The organism is Streptomyces sp. NPDC059355, assembly GCF_042752335.1.
GTDB lineage: Bacteria > Actinomycetota > Actinomycetes > Streptomycetales > Streptomycetaceae > Streptomyces.
In genome coordinates, this window is the sequence record NZ_JBHYXN010000021.1 from 1 (window position 1) to 17195 (window position 17195).

A 17195-nucleotide genomic window follows, 5' to 3' on the forward strand; every position below is an offset into this window, starting at 1 on the left:
ATCAAGTGGGGCCTGGACTACATGAACTCCCGCTACGGCAGCCCCGTCGGCGCCTGGAACTTCTGGCAGACCCACCACTGGTACTAAGCCACCAGTGACCGCCCGACGGCGCGAGCAGACGGCGCGAGCAGTGCGAAGGCCCCGGTGGCCGGACCTCCCCAGGTCCGGCCACCGGGGCCTTCTGTTTCCCATCCCACAGGGTCCGTGCGGCCGGCGCCGGCGAAGGCGCCCCCGGCCGCAGAATGGCCGCCTACAGCCGCTGGATGATCGTCCCGGTCGCCAGCGCGCCGCCCGCGCACATGATGATCAGCGCGAATTCCTTGTCGCGGCGCTCCAGCTCGTGCAGCGCGGTGGTGATCAGCCGGGCGCCGGTCGCGCCGACGGGGTGGCCGAGCGCGATGCCGCCGCCGTTGACGTTGACCTTCTCCAGGTCCTGGTCGAAGACCCGGGCCCAGCTCAGCACGACCGAGGCGAAGGCTTCGTTGATCTCGACGAGGTCGATGTCCTTGAGGGACATCCCTGCCTTGCCCAGGACGGCCCGCGTCGCGTCGATCGGCCCGTCCAGGTGGTAGTGGGGGTCGGCGCCCACCAGGGTCTGGGCGACGATCCGGGCGCGCGGCCTGAGCTTGAGCGCGCGGGCCATCTTGCGCGAGGCCCACATCACGGCGGCGGCCCCGTCCGATATCTGCGAGGAGTTCCCCGCGGTGTGCACGGCGGTCGGCATGACCGGCTTGAGCCGGGCCAGCGCCTCCATGCTCGTGTCCCGCAGGCCCTCGTCGCGGTCGACCAGGCGCCACATGCCCTGCCCGGCGCCCTGTTCCTCCTCGGTCGTCGGGACCTGGACGGCGAAGGTCTCGCGCTTGAACCGCTCCTCCGCCCACGCGGCGGCGGCCCGCTCCTGGGAGAGCAGCCCGAGCCGGTCGACGTCCTCGCGGGTCAGGCCCCGGTGGCGGGCGATCCGCTCGGCGGCCTCGAACTGGTTGGGGAGGTCGACGTTCCACTCGTCCGGGAAGGGCTTGCCCGGGCCGTGCTTGGAGCCGGAGCCGAGGGGCACCCGGCTCATCGCCTCGACGCCGCAGGCGATGCCGATGTCCATGACCCCGCCGGAGATCATGTTGGCGACCATGTGGTTGGCCTGCTGGGAGCTGCCGCACTGGCAGTCCACGGTCGTCGCGGCGGTCTCGTACGGCAGGCCCATGGCGAGCCAGGCGTTGCGCGCCGGGTTCATGGACTGCTCGCCCGCGTGGGTGACGGTGCCGCCGACGATCTGCTCGACACAGTCGGGCTGGATTCCGGTCCGGGCGAGGAGTTCGCGGTACGTCTCGCCGAGCAGGTAGGCGGGATGGAGGTTGGCGAGCGCTCCCCCGCGCTTGCCGATCGGGGTGCGTACGGCTTCGACGATGACGGGTTCCGCGGCCATGAGCTCGTCCTCTCCTGCACTGTGCCGGCGCGGCGGGCCGTCCCGGCGCCCCGCCCGAACTAGTACGCGTTCTAGTTCTCCCCGCAGTCTTATGACCTGTGACCCCGGCACGCAAGGGTCTTGCACGCGCCTTACACGGATTCCACACGCAACAGTTGACGCGAGGACCCTTGTCACTTCTAGAACTCGTTACTACCTTCAAGCCAACTTCTGATGGGCCGTCAGACTTTGGAGTCTCCCGATGTCGTGTCCCGCGCTGCCCGAAGGCTTCGACGCCACCGATCCCGACCTGCTCCAGGACCGCGTCCCCTTCCCCGAGTTCGCCCAGCTGAGGCAGACCGCACCCGTGTGGTGGTGCCCCCAGCGGCGCGGCGTCACCGGCTTCGACGACGACGGCTACTGGGTCGTGACGCGCCACGCGGACGTCAAGTACGTCTCCACGCACCCCGAGTTGTTCTCCTCGACCACCAACACGGCGATCATCCGCTTCAACGAGCACATCCAGCGTGAGCAGATAGATGCCCAGCGCCTGATCATGCTGAACATGGACCCGCCGGAACACACCCGCGTACGGCAGATCGTGCAGCGCGGCTTCACCCCGCGGGCCATCCGCGGACTGGAGGACGCCCTGCGCGACCGGGCCCGGAAAATCGTCGGGGAGGCGCTGGCCGCATCGGCCGACGGCAGCTTCGACTTCGTCACGCAGGTCGCGTGCGAGCTCCCGCTCCAGGCCATCGCCGAACTGATCGGCGTACCGCAGGAGGACCGGCTGCGCATCTTCGACTGGTCGAACAAGATGATCGCGTACGACGACCCCGAGTACGCGATCACCGAGGAGGTCGGGTCCAACGCGGCGGTCGAGCTCATCGGCTACGCCATGAACCTGTCCGCCGCCCGCAAGGAGTGCCCGGCCAAGGACATCGTCACGCAGCTCGTGGCGGCCGAGGGCCAGGGCAACCTGGGCTCCGACGAGTTCGGCTTCTTCGTGCTGCTGCTCGCGGTCGCGGGCAACGAGACCACGCGCAATGCCATCAGCCACGGCATGCACGCCTTCCTGACCCACCCCGAGCAGTGGGAGCTGTACAAGGCGACCCGGCCGGCCACGACCGCCGAGGAGATCGTCCGCTGGGCGACCCCGGTGGTGTCCTTCCAGCGCACCGCCACCAAGGACACCGAGCTGGGCGGGCAGAAGATCAAGGCGGGCGACCGGGTGGGGCTGTTCTACTCCTCCGCCAACCACGACCCCGAGGTGTTCACCGACCCCGACCGCTTCGACATCACCCGCGACCCGAACCCGCACCTGGGCTTCGGCGGCGGCGGACCGCACTTCTGCCTCGGCAAGTCCCTGGCCATCATGGAGATCGACCTGATCTTCAACGCGCTGGCCGACTCGCTGCCCGACCTGCGGCTCGCCGGCCCGCAGCCGCGGCGGCTGCGGGCCGCCTGGCTGAACGGCATCAAGGAGCTCCGGGTCAGCCACGGTTGACGGCCGGCCCGTGGTCCACGACGGCAGGGGCCGCTCCTCCCACGCCCCGGCCCCTGCCGTCCGCGACGCGCCGAGTCCCGGCGCGCCCCCTCGGGTTCGGCTGCGCCCCGTCGGGTTCCCTCGGCTTCCTTCACGTCCGGGGCATTGTCCCGGGGGCGGCCTGCCGTCAGACTGCGCGGATGAACCTTCAGGCAAGCGGGCCTGCCGACTGCGTGGAAGCGCGCTGGCAGCGCCTGCCGACGACATGGCGGCTGATGCACGAACGGGGCGGTTCCCCGGTCCTGAGCCGTGGCGTGCTCGCACTCATCGACGCCGCCTCCGCAGAACCGTCACTGCGCCGGCTCTACCCGTTCACCAGCCACTTCACCCTGTGGTTCAGCGCCCGCACCAGCCACCCCTTCGAGGTGGCGGCGCCGGCGGTCGAGCCGCTGCGCGACGGCCGGTTCCGCGTCCTGAGCCCGACCCAGAAGCGCGTGATCGGCGAGGCCGACACCGCGCAGGCGGCGGTCGCCCTCGTCGTGGCGGGACTGGCCGAGGCCCCGGACCCGGCCGCCTGATCCGTACGGGGCGCCGCTCGATCCGTACGACCGGCGGCCCCTGATCCGTACGACCGCCCCCTGGATCGCGCCCGAGTGGCGCGCCGGCCTCACCCGGCGGATCCTGACAGGACGCGGCGATCCGGCGAAGGGGTGCCGGGACGGGTACGAGACCCTCCCGGCACCCCTTCGTCGCGCCCGCTCCCTGCGTCCCCCGAGCCCGCGACGTCCCCTACGCCCGCGTACGCGAGGTGGCGGCCACCCGCTCCGGCTCCCGCGGCCGCGGGACGCTCAGCCCGGCCGGCAGGGCGGCCCCGCGCGGCCCCGACAGTACGTAGACCAGCCCGAACCCGGCGGTCACGACGGCCGCGCCGCCGACCGCGTCGAGCACCCAGTGGTTGGCGGTGGCGACGATCGCGCACACCGTGATCAGCGGGTGCAGCGCCCCGAGGAGCTTCTGCCAGCCCTTCGGCGCGAGCGTGATGATCACGATCCCGCACCACAGCGACCAGCCGAAGTGCAGCGAGGGCATCGCCGCGTACTGGTTGGAGATCGCGGTCATCGCCCCGTACTGGGGGTGGGCGAGGTCCTGCGGTCCGTGCACGGTGTCGATGAAGCCGAGGCCGGGCATCAGCCGCGGCGGCGCCAGCGGGTACAGCCAGAAGCCGATGAGCGCGAGGACGGTGGCCAGACCCAGGGAGGCGCGGGCCCAGCGGTAGTCGCCCGGCCTGCGCCAGTACAGGACCGCCAGGATCGTCAGCGGCACCACGAAGTGGAACGACGTGTAGTAGAAGTTGAAGAACTTCTCCAGCCAGGGCGTGTTCACCACGGCGTGGTTGACGGCGCGCTCGACGTCGATGCCCAGCGCCCGCTCGACGGCGTGGATCTGGCTCCCGTGCCCCTCGGCGAGGCTGCGGCCGGTGGGCGCGGCGGCCCGGATGTGCGAGTAGAGGGAGTACCCCACCCGTATCAGCAGCAGCTCCAGCAACAGGTTGGGGCGCGAGAGCACACGCCGCCAGAACGGCATCAGCGGCACCCGCGACCACCGGGCGGCCGCCGGCCGGCCGTACGCCGTCGGGACGGGCTCGCGCCAGTACGGCGAGGAGCGCGGCAGGAACGGCACGGCGCAGGCCGCCGCCAGCGCGGCGAGCAGCAGCACGTTGTCCCGTACGGGGGCCAGCACGGCCAGGTTGGGCAGCAGCACGTCGGCGGGCAGGGTCATGGCGAGCACCACGGCCACCGGCCACACGGGCCGGTCCGCCGCACGCGTGCCGACCTTGCCGGCCACCGCGAGCAGCACCCACAGCAGCTGGTGGCGCCAGCCGGTCGGCGCCACGGCGACGGCCACGCAGCCGGTGACGGCGACGGCGAGCAGCAGCTGGCCGTCGCGGGCGTAGCGGGCGGCCCGGCGCAGGCCGACCCAGCCGATCCCGGCCGCGAGGGCCACGTACAGCAGGATCTCGCCGGGGCCGCTCAGGCCGAGCCGCAGCAGCGCGCCGTGCACGGACTGGTTGGCGAGGCTGTCGGGGGCGCCGCCGAGGCCGGTGCCGGCCAGGTGGTGGACCCAGTACGTCCAGGAGTCGCGCGGCAGGGCCGCCCAGGACAGGGCGGTGGCCGCGGCGGAGGTCACGGCGGCGGCCTTGGCGGTGGGGCGGCGGCCGGTGAGCCACAGCAGTGGTACGAAGAGCAGCAGGGCCGGCTGGAGCGCGGCGGCGAGGCCCACGAGGAATCCGGCCGGGCGCTCGCCGGGCACCCGGAACACGGCCAGGAGCACCAGCAGCACGGGCAGGACGGCGGTCTGGCCCGGCGAGGCGGCCTCGCGGACCGGCAGCGACACCATCATCAGGGCGACCAGTACGGGCGCCGCGAGCAGTGCGGTGCGCCGCGGCACGGGGTCGGGCAGGCCGCGCGCGGCGACCAGCCCGACGGCGGCGACGAACAGCAGCGTCACGCAGGTCCAGGCCACCTCCAGGGAGGGTGCCGCGAGACCGAGGAACGGCTTCAGGACCAGCCCGGCGAAGGGGGTCCCGGTGAACTGGCCGCCGTCGTACAGCGAGCCGGGAAAGCCGCTGGGGAGCCGGAACTCGCCGAGCCACTCCCCCGGTGGCACCCGCAGCACGGCCGCGGCCTGTCTGACGGCGAGGACACCGGCCAGTGCCCACAGGAGGAGCCGTGCCGCCCCCAGCCTGCCGCTCCTGCCTATGACCCCGGCATGTCCGTTCGCACCACCGTGCTCTGCCGCGTTAGCCACGCCTCGCCGGCCTCCCGCCCTGTTGACCGCAACCTTGACTTCGCCTGGCTGCCGCGTTTCGTGCACCGCTCGATTACCTGGGACGACGATATCCCGCATGGGATCCCTAGGATGGCGGGCATGAGCATCGTGAAGATCAACGCACTGACCGTCCCCCCTGAGCAGCGGGAAGTCCTGGAGCAGAGGTTCGCCTCGCGGGCGGGCGCCGTGGAAGGTTCGGACGGGTTCGAGTGGTTCGAGCTGCTTCGTCCCGTTGAGGGCACGGACCAGTACCTGGTGTACACGCGGTGGCGGTCGGAGGAGGACTTCCAGGCGTGGATGGAGGGGCCCATGAAGGCGGCTCACCAGGGTGGCGGCGCGGGCGGGGGCGAGCGCCCGAAGCCGGCGGCCTCGGGGTCGGCGGTGTGGTCGTTCGAGGTCGTGCAGCAGGCGGCGCCCAAGCCGCAGGGCTAAGGCCGGGCGGACGGGCGAGCGGACGGGCAGGCAGGCAGGCAGGCAGGCAGGACGAGGAGACCGCGGGGCGGCGGCGGGCGGGGCAGCCGCCGCTCAGCTCCAGAAGCGGTCCTCCTCGTCGATGTCCTGCGTGCACTCGTCGATGTCGCTGACCTTCCCGCCGACGATCGTGAAGAACAGGCCTTCCTGGATCTCGATCCCGCGGTCGCCGCGGTCCGCGCGCGCCGTGTGGAAGGACATCGCGTGGCCGCGTCCGTCGACCAGCACCGCGTGCAGCTCGACCCGGAGGGTGCCGTTCGTCTCCGCGCCGAAGCGGCGGTACAGGTCGAGGACGGCCTCGCGGCCCTTGTGGTGCCCCGAGAGCGGGTTGCTGCCGGGCACGTGGTGGATGACGTCGGCCGTCATCAGCGTGCCCATCGTCTCCATGTCGCCCTTGCCGAAGGCCTCGTAGGCGCGGCGGATCAGGGCGGCGTCAGGGTGCTCGGACATGGCGTCTCACGCCCTCCATCTGGGTGAAATGCATCTTTTCCTATCATCGGCCCGTACCTGTGGATATTCCACGCGACGGACGGCGCCCGGACTCCACAATGGCGCCATGGACATCAACAGCACGAGCACCGGATCCACCCTCCCCGCCGCCGGCAACTGGACCGTCGCCGCCGAGCACTTCGGCACACCGGACGCCACCGCGCTGCGCCGCGCGTACTACGCGGAGGTCGCCGGCCGGTACTGGGAGCGGCCCGCCACGGAGACCGAGATCGATGAGGGCCTGCGGGACGATCCGGCCGACGGCCTCGCGCCGCCGACGGGCCATTTCGTGGTCGGCCGGCTGGACGCGGCGCCCCGGGCCTGCGGTGGCATACGACTGATCGACCCCGTCACCGCCGAGCTCACGAGGGTGTACGTGGACCCGCGCGCCCGCGGCACCGGCGGCGGGGCGGCGCTGCTCACGGCCCTGGAGGCGGCGGCCCGCGCGCTCGGCGCCGAGCGGGTCCGCCTCGACACCCGCTCGGACCTGGTGGAGGCCCGGGCGCTGTATGCGCGGCAGGGCTACCGGGAGATACCGGCGTACAACGCGGGCCCGTACGCGGAGCACTGGTTCGAGAAGTCCCTGGCCTGACGGCCTGACGGCCTGAACCGGGTCGGGGTCAGTGGGCGGCGTGGTCGCGCCGGGCCTCGGCGTCGAAGGGCTCCTCCGCTTCGGATCCGCACAGCTCCGCGTTGATCTCCTTGACCAGCTTGACCAGGTCGGTCGGCCGTTCCGGGCCCCACCAGTCGCCGAGCAGTTCGGCGAGCGACTCCTCGCGGGCCTCGGCGAGTTTCCCGGCGACCTCCCGGCCGCGCTCGGTCATGACCAGCGGCAGTCCGTCCCGTACGGCCAGTTCGCGCTCCTCGAGCTGGCGGGCGGCGTCCGTGATCACCTTCAGGGGCACGGTGGTCCGTTCCGCGAGCATCGCCGGCTCGGCGGACCCGTACTTCTTGATCCGCAGCAGCAGCCAGCTCGCCGCGGGCAGCAGGTCGAAGCCGGCCTTCTCGGTGATCTTCTCGTAGACGTGGCGGCGGCCCTCGCGGGTGCCGAGGACGGTCAGCGCGCGGGCGACCTCCTCGCGGGAGGAGCGGTGGACGGGGTTGGAGGCGAGGGTCTCGGTGACGTCGGGCGCGGTGACCGAGCCGCGCAGCACGTCCTCCTTCAGGAACCAGGCGATGACGAAGGCGACGAGGACGACGGGCACGGCGTAGAGGAAGACGTCGGTGATGGAGGAGGCGTAGGCGTCCAGCACGCGTGGCCGCAGCTCGGCGGGCAGCCGTCCGATGGCCCGCGGATCGGCCTCGACCAGCGCGGCCGTACCGGGCGGCACCGGAAGCCCGGTGAAGGCGGTGGCGAGCTTGCCGTCGAGCCGGTTGGTGAAGACCGTGCCGAAAATCGCGACGCCGAAGGAGGCGCCGATGGAGCGGAAGAACGTGGCGCCGGAGGTGGCGACGCCGAGGTCGGCATAACTGACGGAGTTCTGCACGACCAGCACCAGCACCTGCATGACCAGACCCAGTCCGGTGCCGAAGACGAAGAAGTAGACGCTCATCTCCCAGGTGCCGCTGGTGCGCGTCAGCTGGTGCAGCAGGAGCAGCCCGATCGCGGTCACTCCCGTGCCCGCGATCGGGAAGACCTTCCACCGTCCCGTGCGACTGACGATCTGGCCGGAGGCGGTGGAGGAGATCAGCATGCCGAGCACCATCGGCAGCATGTGGACACCGGACATGGTGGGCGAGACACCCTGGACCACTTGGAGGAAGGTCGGCAGGTAGACCATCGCGCCGAACATCGCGAACCCGACGACGAAGCTGATCACCGAGCAGAGGGTGAAGGTGCGGATCCTGAACAGGCCCAGCGGCAGGACCGGTTCGACGGCGCGCCGCTCGACGAACAGGAAGACGGCGAGCAGTACGGCGCCGAGCACGGCCAGGCCGATGATCCGGTCCGATCCCCAGCCCCAGGTGCCGCCGAGGGAGGCGACGAGCACGAGGCAGGTGGCGACGCAGGCGATGAGGAACGTGCCGAGGTAGTCGATGGTGTGCTTCAACCGGCCCACGGGGATGTGCAGGACCGCGGCGATGACGACGAGCGCGACGAGACCGATGGGGAGGTTGATGTAGAAGACCCAGCGCCAGGACAGGTTGTCGACGAAAAGACCGCCCAGCAGCGGTCCGAGGACGCTGGTCGCGCCGAAGACGGCACCGAAGAGGCCTTGGTACTTGCCGCGCTCGCGCGGCGGGACGATGTCGCCGACGATCGCCATCGACAGCACGATCAGTCCGCCGCCGCCCAGGCCCTGCAGGGCGCGGAAGCCGATGAGCTGCGGCATGTCCTGGGCGAGGCCGCACAGCGCCGACCCGATGAGGAAGAGCACGATGGCGCCCTGGAACAGCTTCTTGCGCCCGTACTGGTCGCCGAGCTTGCCCCACAGCGGGGTGGCGGCGGTGGCGGCCAGCATGTAGGCGGTGACGACCCAGGACAGGTGCGCCATGCCGCCCAGCTCGCTGACGATCGTCGGCAGGGCCGTGGAGACGATGGTCTGGTCGAGCGCGGCGATCAGCAGGCCGAGCAGCAGGGCGCCGATGGAGACGAGGACCTCGCGGGAGGCGTGTTCGGCGGTGGGGCCGGACGGGTGCGGGTCGGGAACGGGTTCCGCGGCGTCCGTGGTCGCATCCTGAGCCATCCGCTCCTCCTCGGGCCGGATCAACATGTCCATCCTGAGCGGCGTGGCCGGATATGGCCTCTCGGGCGGGTTGGGCGGACCCCGGAGGGTCTGCATAATCGCAGGCAATGGCCAGGGAGGGATTCCAGTGAGCGCTGAGCGCTGTCCAGAATGCGACGCCGTGGGCGTCGACTGCGGGTGCGCGCCGGAGGGCGGTTTCGAGCCACTGCGCGTCCGGCCGTACGTGACGCTCCCCGAGCCGCGCCAGTCCGACGACCTGCCTCCCCCGCAGCCGGTACGGGGCGTGGCGGCCGGCGCCGCGGGCGGGTACGTCCGCCCCGGTGAGCCGCAGGAGGACGACACCCCGGCGTACGGGATACCCATGGCCTGGCCGGACTCCCCGCCACAGGCGAGCTGGCCGGCCGAGACGGCCCGACTCCGGGCGGCGGCCCCGGCGGGCCCGGCAAGCGAAGACGGGGGCGGGGGGAGGGGTGGGGGTGGGGGCCCCGAAAAGCGGTCCGGCGCCACCCGCCGTCGGCGGCTCCCGACGATCCTGGCCGGCGCCGGCACGGTGGTCGCGGTAGGCACCGCGGCCCTGGCGCTGGGGATGCTCCCGCGCTCCGGTGACAGCGACACCGTCCTGCTGGACGCCAAACCGTCGGCGCCCGCCGAGAGCGTGGCTCCGGTCGGCCCCACGCAGCCGGTGGCCACGCGCAGCCCGTCCCGCTCCGCGTCGGCCTCGGCTTCGGCCTCGGCTTCACCGAGCGCCTCCAAGTCGGCATCCCCCTCCGCGTCCCCCACCCCCTCCCGCAGCTCGGCACCCCCGTCCCCGAGCCCGTCGACGACCCCGAGCCGCGCACCGAGCCCGGCTCCGCCGAAGGCGCCGACGCTGAGGTACGGGGATTCGGGCCCGGAGGTGGAGCAGATGCAGCGGCTGCTGGCGGGGCAGGGCTATTACCGGGGCAGGATCAACGGCAAGTTCGACAGCCGCACCGAGAACGCCGTCTCGGATTTCCAGTGGCAGAACGGCATCGACGACGACTGGGGGGTCTACGGCCCGCAGACCCGGCAGGCCCTGGAGCGCACCGGATGATCGCTCGCGCAGTGGCATCCGTGACGCGGAGTGGCGCAGACCGCCTCCGGTTTTGTATCGTGTAGGAACAAAGTGGTTCCGCCCGCAACCCCTGACCGGTGGGCGGAACCGCTTGTTCTCTTTCCCGCCCCGTCTGGAGCACCGCCGATGTCGGCCAGCACCACCAGCACCACGACCACCGCACCTGCCGTCCTCACCGCCAAGGCCCTGCTCCTGGACATGGACGGCACCCTCGTCAACTCGGACGCGGTGGTCGAGCGCTGCTGGCGGGAGTGGGCCGTCTCCCACGGGCTGGATTCGGAGGAAGCCCTCAAGGTCGTCCACGGCCGGCAGGGCTACGCCACGATGGCCATCCTCCTGCCGGAGCGCCCGATGGAGCTCAATTACGCCGAGAACAGCGTGATGCTCGCCCGCGAGACCGCCGACACCGACGGCGTGGTCCCGGTCGGCGGGGCTGCGGAGTTCATGGCGGCGATCGATGGCCTGCCGCACGCCCTGGTCACCTCGGCCGACGCGGCCCTGGCCACGGCCCGGATGACGGCCGCCGCCCTGCGCATGCCCGAGGTGCGGGTCACGGCCGAGTCCGTCAAGGCCAGCAAGCCGGACCCCGAGGGCTTCCTCATGGGAGCAGCCGAACTGGGCGTGGACCCCGCCGATTGCATCGTCTTCGAGGACTCGGCAGCGGGCATCACCGCGGGCCTGGCCGCGGGCATGCGCGTGATCGGGATAGGCCCGCGAGCCGCGGCCCACGCCCCGACGGCCCACGTCGCCGACCTGACGTCGATCCGCGTGACAGCGACCCCGGACGGCAAGATCCACCTGACGCTGACGCCCGCAGCCTGAGCGCGGGGCGGCTTCCCGGGAGGCGGGGTCCCGTCGCTCGGGGTCGGGAGTGGTCCGGGGGTTTCCCGGCAGTCCACTGTCCTTCCGTGTCGGGTCGGTCCGTCAAGGGCGCTCACTTCGTTCGCGTCGCTCCGCGATGTCGCTGCGCTCCACCCTTGACCGACCGCCCCGCCCCGGAATGCCATAAGACTGCCGGGAAGCCCCCGAAGGAACGGTCACGGGGGACAGCCAGGCCCACGGGTGCGTCAGGGATGCCGACCTCCCGGTCCCGGGAGGCCAGGCTTCCCTAAAGGGCCCCACAACCCCCTTCCCGCACTCCGGCAGCCCGCCCTCCACCAGGCAGCGATGAGATCCCCATCCCGTCCCGGTCCGGCGGGATACGCAACGGATCGCTACGCGCTCCTCTCGGCATAGCGTCCGGCGGCCGTCTGTGCCTGGACATAAGCCGCCCACGACTCGCGCAGAGGACCCTGGGCCTGCGACTGCGAACGTTTTGTCCCTTTTGGCGGCCAGTCGGGACCCACAAACCGTCTTGCCGGAGTGGGAGGTTGAGAAGTCCGGCATCAGGCTCCCTCTCACCCCCTTTTCACCCGTTTATCGCCCTCAGATGGTCCGCAGACGCCCGCAAGCGGCCCATGGAGGTCCTGTCGCGTCCTCCGACGACGTGCAGGCGCCGAAAGGACCTTTCACACGCGGTGGGGCGGCTTATGTCCAGCCCCAGACGGTCGGCGGACGCCGTGCCGGGAGAAGCGCGTAGCGATCCGTTGCGTATCCCGCCCGACCGGGACGGGATCGTCATCTCATCGCTGTCTGGTGCGGAAAGGCCGTCTGTGAGGGCCTCTTGGGGTCCTGGATCTCCCGCGCGCCCCCTTGGCTGGGCTTGGTGGTCCCGGGACGGGAACAGGACCGGCCAAGGCCGCTGATCGGCATCGCTGAGGGCCCGTCCCTGAACATGAACCTCCCGGCCATTCCTTCGGGGGCTTCCCGGCAGTCTTATGGCATTCCGGGGCGGGGCGGTCGGTCAAGGGTGGCCGAAGGCCATCGCGCAGCGACGCGACCGCAGGGAGCGCCCTTGACGGACCGACCCGACACGGAAGGACAGTGGACTGCCGGGACGCCCCCGAACACACCACCGACCCCCAGCGCACAAGTCCCGCCCGCCCCCGAAGCCCCCGCCCCGCCCGTGAAATCACCGTTGTCGATCACGCCCGCGACCGCGCCCCGTACGCACGCCTCCCGCAACAGGATGTCCCGCCCCCAGCCCCGATCCCCCCGCCCCCAATCCCTCAGCCCGCGATCGCCTCGTACAGCGAGAAGGCGGCCAGGGCCGCCATCACGCCCGCCGCGACCTTCGTGATCAGGCGCAGCGGCACGTACTTCATCAGCGTCTTCCCGCCCAGTATGCCGATGCCCGCGACCGCCCACAGGGCCAGGACGGCGCCGAGGCCGACCGAGACGGGGTTGTCGTACCGCGCGGCGAGGTTCGCGGTCATGATCTGGGTCAGGTCGCCGAACTCGGCCACCAGGATCAGCATGAATCCGGCGCCGGAGACCTTCCAGAAGGACTGGTCGGCAGGCGCCTTGACCTCCTCGTCCCCGTCGCTCTTCTTCAGGAGCAGCATGGCCGCGCCCGCGAGGAACAGGACGCCGACGACGGCCTGGACGAGGCGGTGCGGGAGCAGGGTGAGCACGCTGCCCGCGGCGATGGCGAGTGCGACGTGTACGGCGAATGCGGCGGCGACGCCGGCGAAGACGTACGAGGCGCGGTAGCGCGTGCCGAGCATCAGTCCGGCGAGGGCCGTCTTGTCGGGGAGTTCCGCGAGGAAGACGACTCCGAAGGCGATCGCCGTGACGGTGATGCTGAAGGTACTGCTGAACACGGGGCGGAACCTCAATCGGTCGGGCAGGACGCCTTCGATACCGAGAGACCTGGGGTGTTTCGGGGGTCGCTTCGGCACGGCGGCGCCCTGACTGCGTCCACGCACCCGCCGTGGACGGGTGCAGATGAACAAGAAACAGGACACTGCGGCCGAAGGTCTCGCTGGCCGACCGCTGTGCGCGGCCTGCCTCCGGGCGCCGGCTGGGATGACCCAGCAGTATGTCGACGGTCCGGCGAAGAGCTACTCCCCTTCTGCACTCCACAGGATACGTGACGGCCGCCGCGGCCCGAAATGGGTCGTTGGTCCCGCGACGGCCGGACCCACTCGACGCGGCGCGCCCACCCTGCCCTCCGCGCGAACACACCTCCTGCACGTAATCTCAACTTCCGTTTAATCGGGGGCAATTGCCCGTCCCGTATGTGACGTGCTCATGTCGCAAGCCTGTAACCTTGCGCCCGCCGCCACGCAATCTGGCGCCGCCACCATGGCCGCGCCCCTCCGGGGCTGACCGGCCACAAACCCCCCGCATACAGGGAGCCTCCTCATGGCCCTCAAGACCCTCATATCCGGTGTCTACGCGCGTCGAGTTGGCGTGCTCGCGTCAGCAGCCGCGCTCGCCGCCCTCACCTCCCTCGTGAACGCGCCCGTCGCCCAGGCCTCCCCGCCCGCCCCCATCAGCGCCGCGGCCGCCCGCTCGTACCTCGCCACCGTCGCCCCGAAGACGGAGGGATCCCTCAGCGGATACAGCCGCAGCCTCTTCCCGCACTGGAGCACCGTCTCCGGCAGCTGCAACACCCGCGAGACCGTCCTGAAGCGCGACGGCGTCGGCGTCGTCACCGACTCCGCCTGCGCCGCCGTGAGCGGCAGCTGGTACTCCGAGTACGACGGCGCCACCTGGACCAACGCCGCCGACCTCGACATCGACCACGTCGTTCCGCTCGCCGAGGCCTGGCGCTCCGGGGCGAGCGCGTGGACCACGGCCAAGCGCCAGCAGTTCGCCAACGACCTCACGCGCCCGCAGCTCATCGCGGTCACCGACAACGTCAACCAGGCCAAGGGCGACCTCGACCCGGGCAAGTGGCTGCCCTCGCGGACCGCCTACCGCTGCACGTACGCGCGGATGTGGGTCGAAGTGAAGCAGTACTGGGGCCTGAGCATGGACTCCGGCGAGAAGTCCGCCCTGGTGGGCATCCTCAACGGCTGCTGACGGCCACCCACTTCTCCCACCCGGCCGTTCACCCGGCCTCTCCCCCGCCAGGGGGAGGCCACGCCCCCCTTCCCCGTCGTACCGTGATCGCAGGGGCTACGGAGGAGGGGGAGTTGCATGGCCGGATTGCGTCTGGGGCCACTGCTTCGCTACGTCGACTGGGACACGGGCGGTTCGGCCACGATATGGGTCGAGGCCGACCGCCCGTGCACGGCCGAAGTGCGGTGCGCCGACGGGGGCGGCGGCAGCGTGCGCACCTTCCAGATCGCCGGGCACCACTACGCGCTCGTGCCGGTGACCGGCCTGGCCCCGGGGGGCACCACGGCGTACGAGGTGCTGCTCGACGGCGTGCGCGTCTGGCCCCTGCCGGGCTCGGCCTTCCCGCCGAGCACGATCACCACCCCCGCCGTCGCCGCGGGCGGGCGGCCGGCCCCGGGGCTGCGGCTGACGTTCGGGTCGTGCCGGCAGTCCGCGCCGCCGGCCGGCCGCCACGGGCCGCACGGTCCGGACGCCCTCGACACACTCGCGGCGCGGCTGGCCGCCGATCCAGGCGAGGTGCGGCCGGATGTGCTCCTGCTGCTGGGCGACCAGGTGTACGCGGACCAGTTGTCGCAGGAGACGAGACGGTGGCTCGCGGCCCGGCGGGATCTGCGGGAGGCTCCCGGCGCGCAGGTCGCGGACTACGAGGAGTACACGCGGCTGTACTACGAGTCCTGGCTGGACCCGGAGATCCGCTGGCTGCTGTCCACCGTCCCCAGCCTGCAGATATTCGACGACCATGACGTCATCGACGACTGGAACACGAGTGCGGCGTGGCTGGCGGAGATGCGGGCGACGCCGTGGTGGCGGGAGCGCGTGCTCAGCGGACTGATGTCGTACTGGGTGTATCAGCACCTGGGCAATCTCTCGCCGGCCGAGCTCGCGGCCGACCCGCTGTACGAGGCCGTGCGCGAGACCCCCGACGGTACGGATGCGCTGCGCGCCTTCGCCTCCGCGGCCGACGCCGATCCGGGCTCGGTGCGCTGGAGCTACCGGCGCGACTTCGGCCGGTCGCGGCTGCTCATGGTGGACACGCGGGCGGCGCGGGTGCTGGCCGAGGACGGGCGGGCCATGCTCGACCCCGCGGAGCAGAAGTGGTTGCGTGACAACGCCCTCGCCGGGCACGGCGGTTACGACCATCTCCTCATCGGGTCGTCGCTGCCGTGGCTGATGCCGCCGCTGATCCATGACGCGGAGGTGTGGAATGCCGCGCTGTGCCGCGGGGAGCGGGGGGCTCGGTGGGCGCGGATCGGGGAGGATCTGCGGCGGCGCAGCGATCTGGAGCACTGGGCGGCGTTTCCCGCTTCGTTCGCGGCGTTGAGCGATCTGATCGAGGAGGTGGGGACGGGGCCGCGGGCGCCTGCGACGGTGTGCGTGCTGTCCGGAGATGTCCATCATGCGTATGTGGCCGAGCCTCGAATACCCAGTACGGCGCGGGTGTTCCAGTTGACGTGCTCGCCGGTGCACAACTCGATCCACGCGGCGGTGAAGTGGGGTTTCCGGCTGGGCTGGTCGCGGACGGGGCGGTGGCTGGGGCGCGGGTTCTCTCGGCACGGGCGGACGGGTCGGCCGCCGCTGAGCTGGCGGCGTACGGGTGGGCCGTGGTTCGGGAACCAGCTGATGACGCTGGCGCTGGCGGGCCGTTCGGCCAGGCTCCGGCTGGACCAGGCGCACAAGGGCCGCAGGGGGCGGAAGGCCGCCCGGCTGGTGACGGTGCTGGACCGGGACCTGACGTCGGCCGGCTGAAGGGGCCGGTGGGCCGCGCACGGCGGGGCAGAACGGCATGAACAGGACGAATGGAGGGGCCGATGGCCCGAGCTGACAGACTGTGCGCCCGGGCAGCCCCCGGACATACGGCGTGCCAACTCCAGGCGTACGCTGTATGGCTGTCAAGCCGCCCCTGCCGCTCCCCCGCGACGTCGCGGCGCTTCACGCCGAAGCACGTCAACCGGACTGGGGAGTCCCGCCTTGTTTGAGACTCTGGGGTCGCTGACAGCGAGCCCATGGATCTACGCCGTGGTGGCGGTGTCCGTCGTGCTCGACGTCTTCCTGCCGGTGCTGCCGAGCGGGGTTCTGGTGATCACGGCTGCGGCGGCCGCGGCGGCCGCCGGTGCGGCCGGTCCGGTGCCGGTGGCGGTTCCGGCTCAGGTGCCGGACATCCTCGCGCTGCTGGTGATCGCCACGACCTCGTCGGTGCTGGGTGACATGGCCGCGTTCCGGCTGGCTCGGCGCGGCGGGGCCCGGCTGGACCGCGCGATCGCCCGGTCCCGTCGGCTGACGCGCGCCCATGAACGCCTGGGTACGGCCCTGGCCCGCGGTGGCGGCGCCCTGGTGGTGATCGCCCGCTTCGCCCCGGCCGGCCGCTCGGTGGTGTCTCTTGGCGCGGGCAAGACGCACCGCAAGGTCATGGAGTTCCTGCCCTGGTCGGTGCTGGCGGGCATGGCCTGGGCCGGGTACAGCGTGGCCTTGGGGTACTTCGGCACCCAGTGGCTCGGCGCCACCTGGCTCGGCACGGCGGTCTCGGTGATCGCCCTCTTCGCCGCGGGCGCCCTCGCGGCCTTCGTCATCCGGCGCCCCGTCCCGGCGGCGGCCCCGGCGGCGTAGCGACCGCCCCGGACCGGCTCTTCGGGGTCCGCCCGGATCCCCCGGGTGGAGCAGCGGCTCACCCGTTCACCCGGCCCCGATCGCCGCCCCGGGCCCGGGCTCCTAGCGTCCACAGCACGGCGCGCAACCGAATCCGCGTCACATCCGTGCCCTGGCCGCGCCGTTTCGAGGAGCCCGAGGAGTTCTCTC

14 protein-coding genes and 1 pseudogene are annotated in these 17195 nt (G+C 71.9%); 10 read left to right on the forward strand and 5 right to left on the reverse strand.

The features are described from left to right. Positions 1-87: pseudogene (locus ACFXGI_RS20680) on the forward strand (lytic transglycosylase domain-containing protein); the annotation flags it as partial. Between the two features lie 163 nt (positions 88-250). Here the strand turns inward: ACFXGI_RS20680 and ACFXGI_RS20685 are convergent. Continuing rightward, complete coding sequence (locus tag ACFXGI_RS20685; RefSeq protein WP_384708490.1) at positions 251-1420, reverse strand: steroid 3-ketoacyl-CoA thiolase; 1170 nt, start codon at positions 1418-1420, stop codon at positions 251-253. A 241-nt stretch (positions 1421-1661) separates the two neighbouring features. On the opposite strand from ACFXGI_RS20685, the gene ACFXGI_RS20690 reads away from it, so the two are divergent. Continuing rightward, complete coding sequence (locus ACFXGI_RS20690) at positions 1662-2906, forward strand: cytochrome P450 (protein ID WP_384708493.1); 1245 nt, start codon at positions 1662-1664, stop codon at positions 2904-2906. A gap of 179 nt (positions 2907-3085) precedes the next feature. Next, complete coding sequence (locus tag ACFXGI_RS20695; RefSeq protein WP_384708496.1) at positions 3086-3463, forward strand: DUF6193 family natural product biosynthesis protein; 378 nt, start codon at positions 3086-3088, stop codon at positions 3461-3463. A 211-nt stretch (positions 3464-3674) separates the two neighbouring features. Here ACFXGI_RS20695 and ACFXGI_RS20700 read toward each other — a convergent pair whose 3' ends face one another. Further along, positions 3675-5693, reverse strand: coding sequence for a bifunctional glycosyltransferase 87/phosphatase PAP2 family protein (locus ACFXGI_RS20700; protein WP_384708499.1), 2019 nt, complete (start codon positions 5691-5693; stop codon positions 3675-3677). A gap of 120 nt (positions 5694-5813) precedes the next feature. Here ACFXGI_RS20700 and ACFXGI_RS20705 point away from each other — a divergent pair, with 120 nt between their 5' ends. Beyond that, positions 5814-6146, forward strand: coding sequence for an antibiotic biosynthesis monooxygenase family protein (locus ACFXGI_RS20705; RefSeq protein ID WP_384708502.1), 333 nt, complete (start codon positions 5814-5816; stop codon positions 6144-6146). Between the two features lie 93 nt (positions 6147-6239). On the opposite strand, the gene ACFXGI_RS20710 is transcribed toward ACFXGI_RS20705, so the two are convergent. Continuing rightward, complete coding sequence (locus ACFXGI_RS20710) at positions 6240-6635, reverse strand: nuclear transport factor 2 family protein (protein ID WP_030873752.1); 396 nt, start codon at positions 6633-6635, stop codon at positions 6240-6242. Positions 6636-6741: 106 nt separating this feature from the next. Here ACFXGI_RS20710 and ACFXGI_RS20715 point away from each other — a divergent pair, with 106 nt between their 5' ends. Beyond that, the gene (locus tag ACFXGI_RS20715) at positions 6742-7266 is read left to right on the forward strand and encodes a GNAT family N-acetyltransferase (RefSeq protein ID WP_384708505.1); all 525 of its coding nucleotides are present in this window, start codon (positions 6742-6744) and stop codon (positions 7264-7266) included. Positions 7267-7294: 28 nt separating this feature from the next. On the opposite strand, the gene ACFXGI_RS20720 is transcribed toward ACFXGI_RS20715, so the two are convergent. Then, positions 7295-9361 (reverse strand): DHA2 family efflux MFS transporter permease subunit, encoded by a 2067-nt coding sequence (locus tag ACFXGI_RS20720; protein ID WP_384708508.1) that lies wholly within the window; start codon positions 9359-9361, stop codon positions 7295-7297. Between the two features lie 127 nt (positions 9362-9488). Between ACFXGI_RS20720 and ACFXGI_RS20725 the strand changes: the two genes are divergently transcribed. Both ACFXGI_RS20725 and ACFXGI_RS20730 read left to right on the forward strand, forming a co-directional pair. Continuing rightward, entirely contained in the window at positions 9489-10433 is a 945-nt protein-coding gene (locus ACFXGI_RS20725) for a peptidoglycan-binding protein (RefSeq protein ID WP_384708511.1), read from the forward strand. 147 nt (positions 10434-10580) lie between these two features. Continuing rightward, positions 10581-11276 carry an HAD-IA family hydrolase gene (locus tag ACFXGI_RS20730; RefSeq protein WP_384708513.1) on the forward strand — a complete coding sequence of 232 codons (696 nt, stop codon included), beginning with the start codon at positions 10581-10583 and terminating at the stop codon, positions 11274-11276. A 1286-nt stretch (positions 11277-12562) separates the two neighbouring features. On the opposite strand, the gene ACFXGI_RS20735 is transcribed toward ACFXGI_RS20730, so the two are convergent. Continuing rightward, positions 12563-13156, reverse strand: a complete 594-nt coding sequence (locus ACFXGI_RS20735) for a TMEM165/GDT1 family protein (RefSeq protein ID WP_099892692.1) — start codon at positions 13154-13156, stop codon at positions 12563-12565. A gap of 562 nt (positions 13157-13718) precedes the next feature. Here ACFXGI_RS20735 and ACFXGI_RS20740 point away from each other — a divergent pair. The 3 genes from ACFXGI_RS20740 to ACFXGI_RS20750 all read left to right on the forward strand — a co-directional run bounded on the left by ACFXGI_RS20740 (position 13719) and on the right by ACFXGI_RS20750 (position 17006). Continuing rightward, complete coding sequence (locus tag ACFXGI_RS20740) at positions 13719-14363, forward strand: HNH endonuclease family protein (RefSeq protein ID WP_384708806.1); 645 nt, start codon at positions 13719-13721, stop codon at positions 14361-14363. Between the two features lie 117 nt (positions 14364-14480). Further along, on the forward strand, positions 14481-16148 hold the full coding sequence (locus ACFXGI_RS20745) for an alkaline phosphatase D family protein (protein ID WP_384708517.1): 1668 nt from the start codon (positions 14481-14483) through the stop codon (positions 16146-16148). Positions 16149-16370: 222 nt separating this feature from the next. Beyond that, complete coding sequence (locus ACFXGI_RS20750; RefSeq protein WP_384708519.1) at positions 16371-17006, forward strand: DedA family protein; 636 nt, start codon at positions 16371-16373, stop codon at positions 17004-17006. The last annotated feature ends 189 nt before the right edge of the window (positions 17007-17195 follow it).

Bases quoted from the DNA above. Each gene is read 5' to 3' on its own strand.
- ACFXGI_RS20685 (WP_384708490.1), bottom strand. From the start codon at position 1,420: ATGGCCGCGGAACCCGTCATCGTCGAAGCCGTACGCACCCCGATCGGC.
- ACFXGI_RS20690 (WP_384708493.1), top strand. From the start codon at position 1,662: ATGTCGTGTCCCGCGCTGCCCGAAGGCTTCGACGCCACCGATCCCGAC.
- ACFXGI_RS20695 (WP_384708496.1), top strand. From the start codon at position 3,086: ATGAACCTTCAGGCAAGCGGGCCTGCCGACTGCGTGGAAGCGCGCTGG.
- ACFXGI_RS20705 (WP_384708502.1), top strand. From the start codon at position 5,814: ATGAGCATCGTGAAGATCAACGCACTGACCGTCCCCCCTGAGCAGCGG.
- ACFXGI_RS20710 (WP_030873752.1), bottom strand. From the start codon at position 6,635: ATGTCCGAGCACCCTGACGCCGCCCTGATCCGCCGCGCCTACGAGGCC.
- ACFXGI_RS20715 (WP_384708505.1), top strand. From the start codon at position 6,742: ATGGACATCAACAGCACGAGCACCGGATCCACCCTCCCCGCCGCCGGC.
- ACFXGI_RS20720 (WP_384708508.1), bottom strand. From the start codon at position 9,361: ATGGCTCAGGATGCGACCACGGACGCCGCGGAACCCGTTCCCGACCCG.
- ACFXGI_RS20730 (WP_384708513.1), top strand. From the start codon at position 10,581: ATGTCGGCCAGCACCACCAGCACCACGACCACCGCACCTGCCGTCCTC.
- ACFXGI_RS20745 (WP_384708517.1), top strand. From the start codon at position 14,481: ATGGCCGGATTGCGTCTGGGGCCACTGCTTCGCTACGTCGACTGGGAC.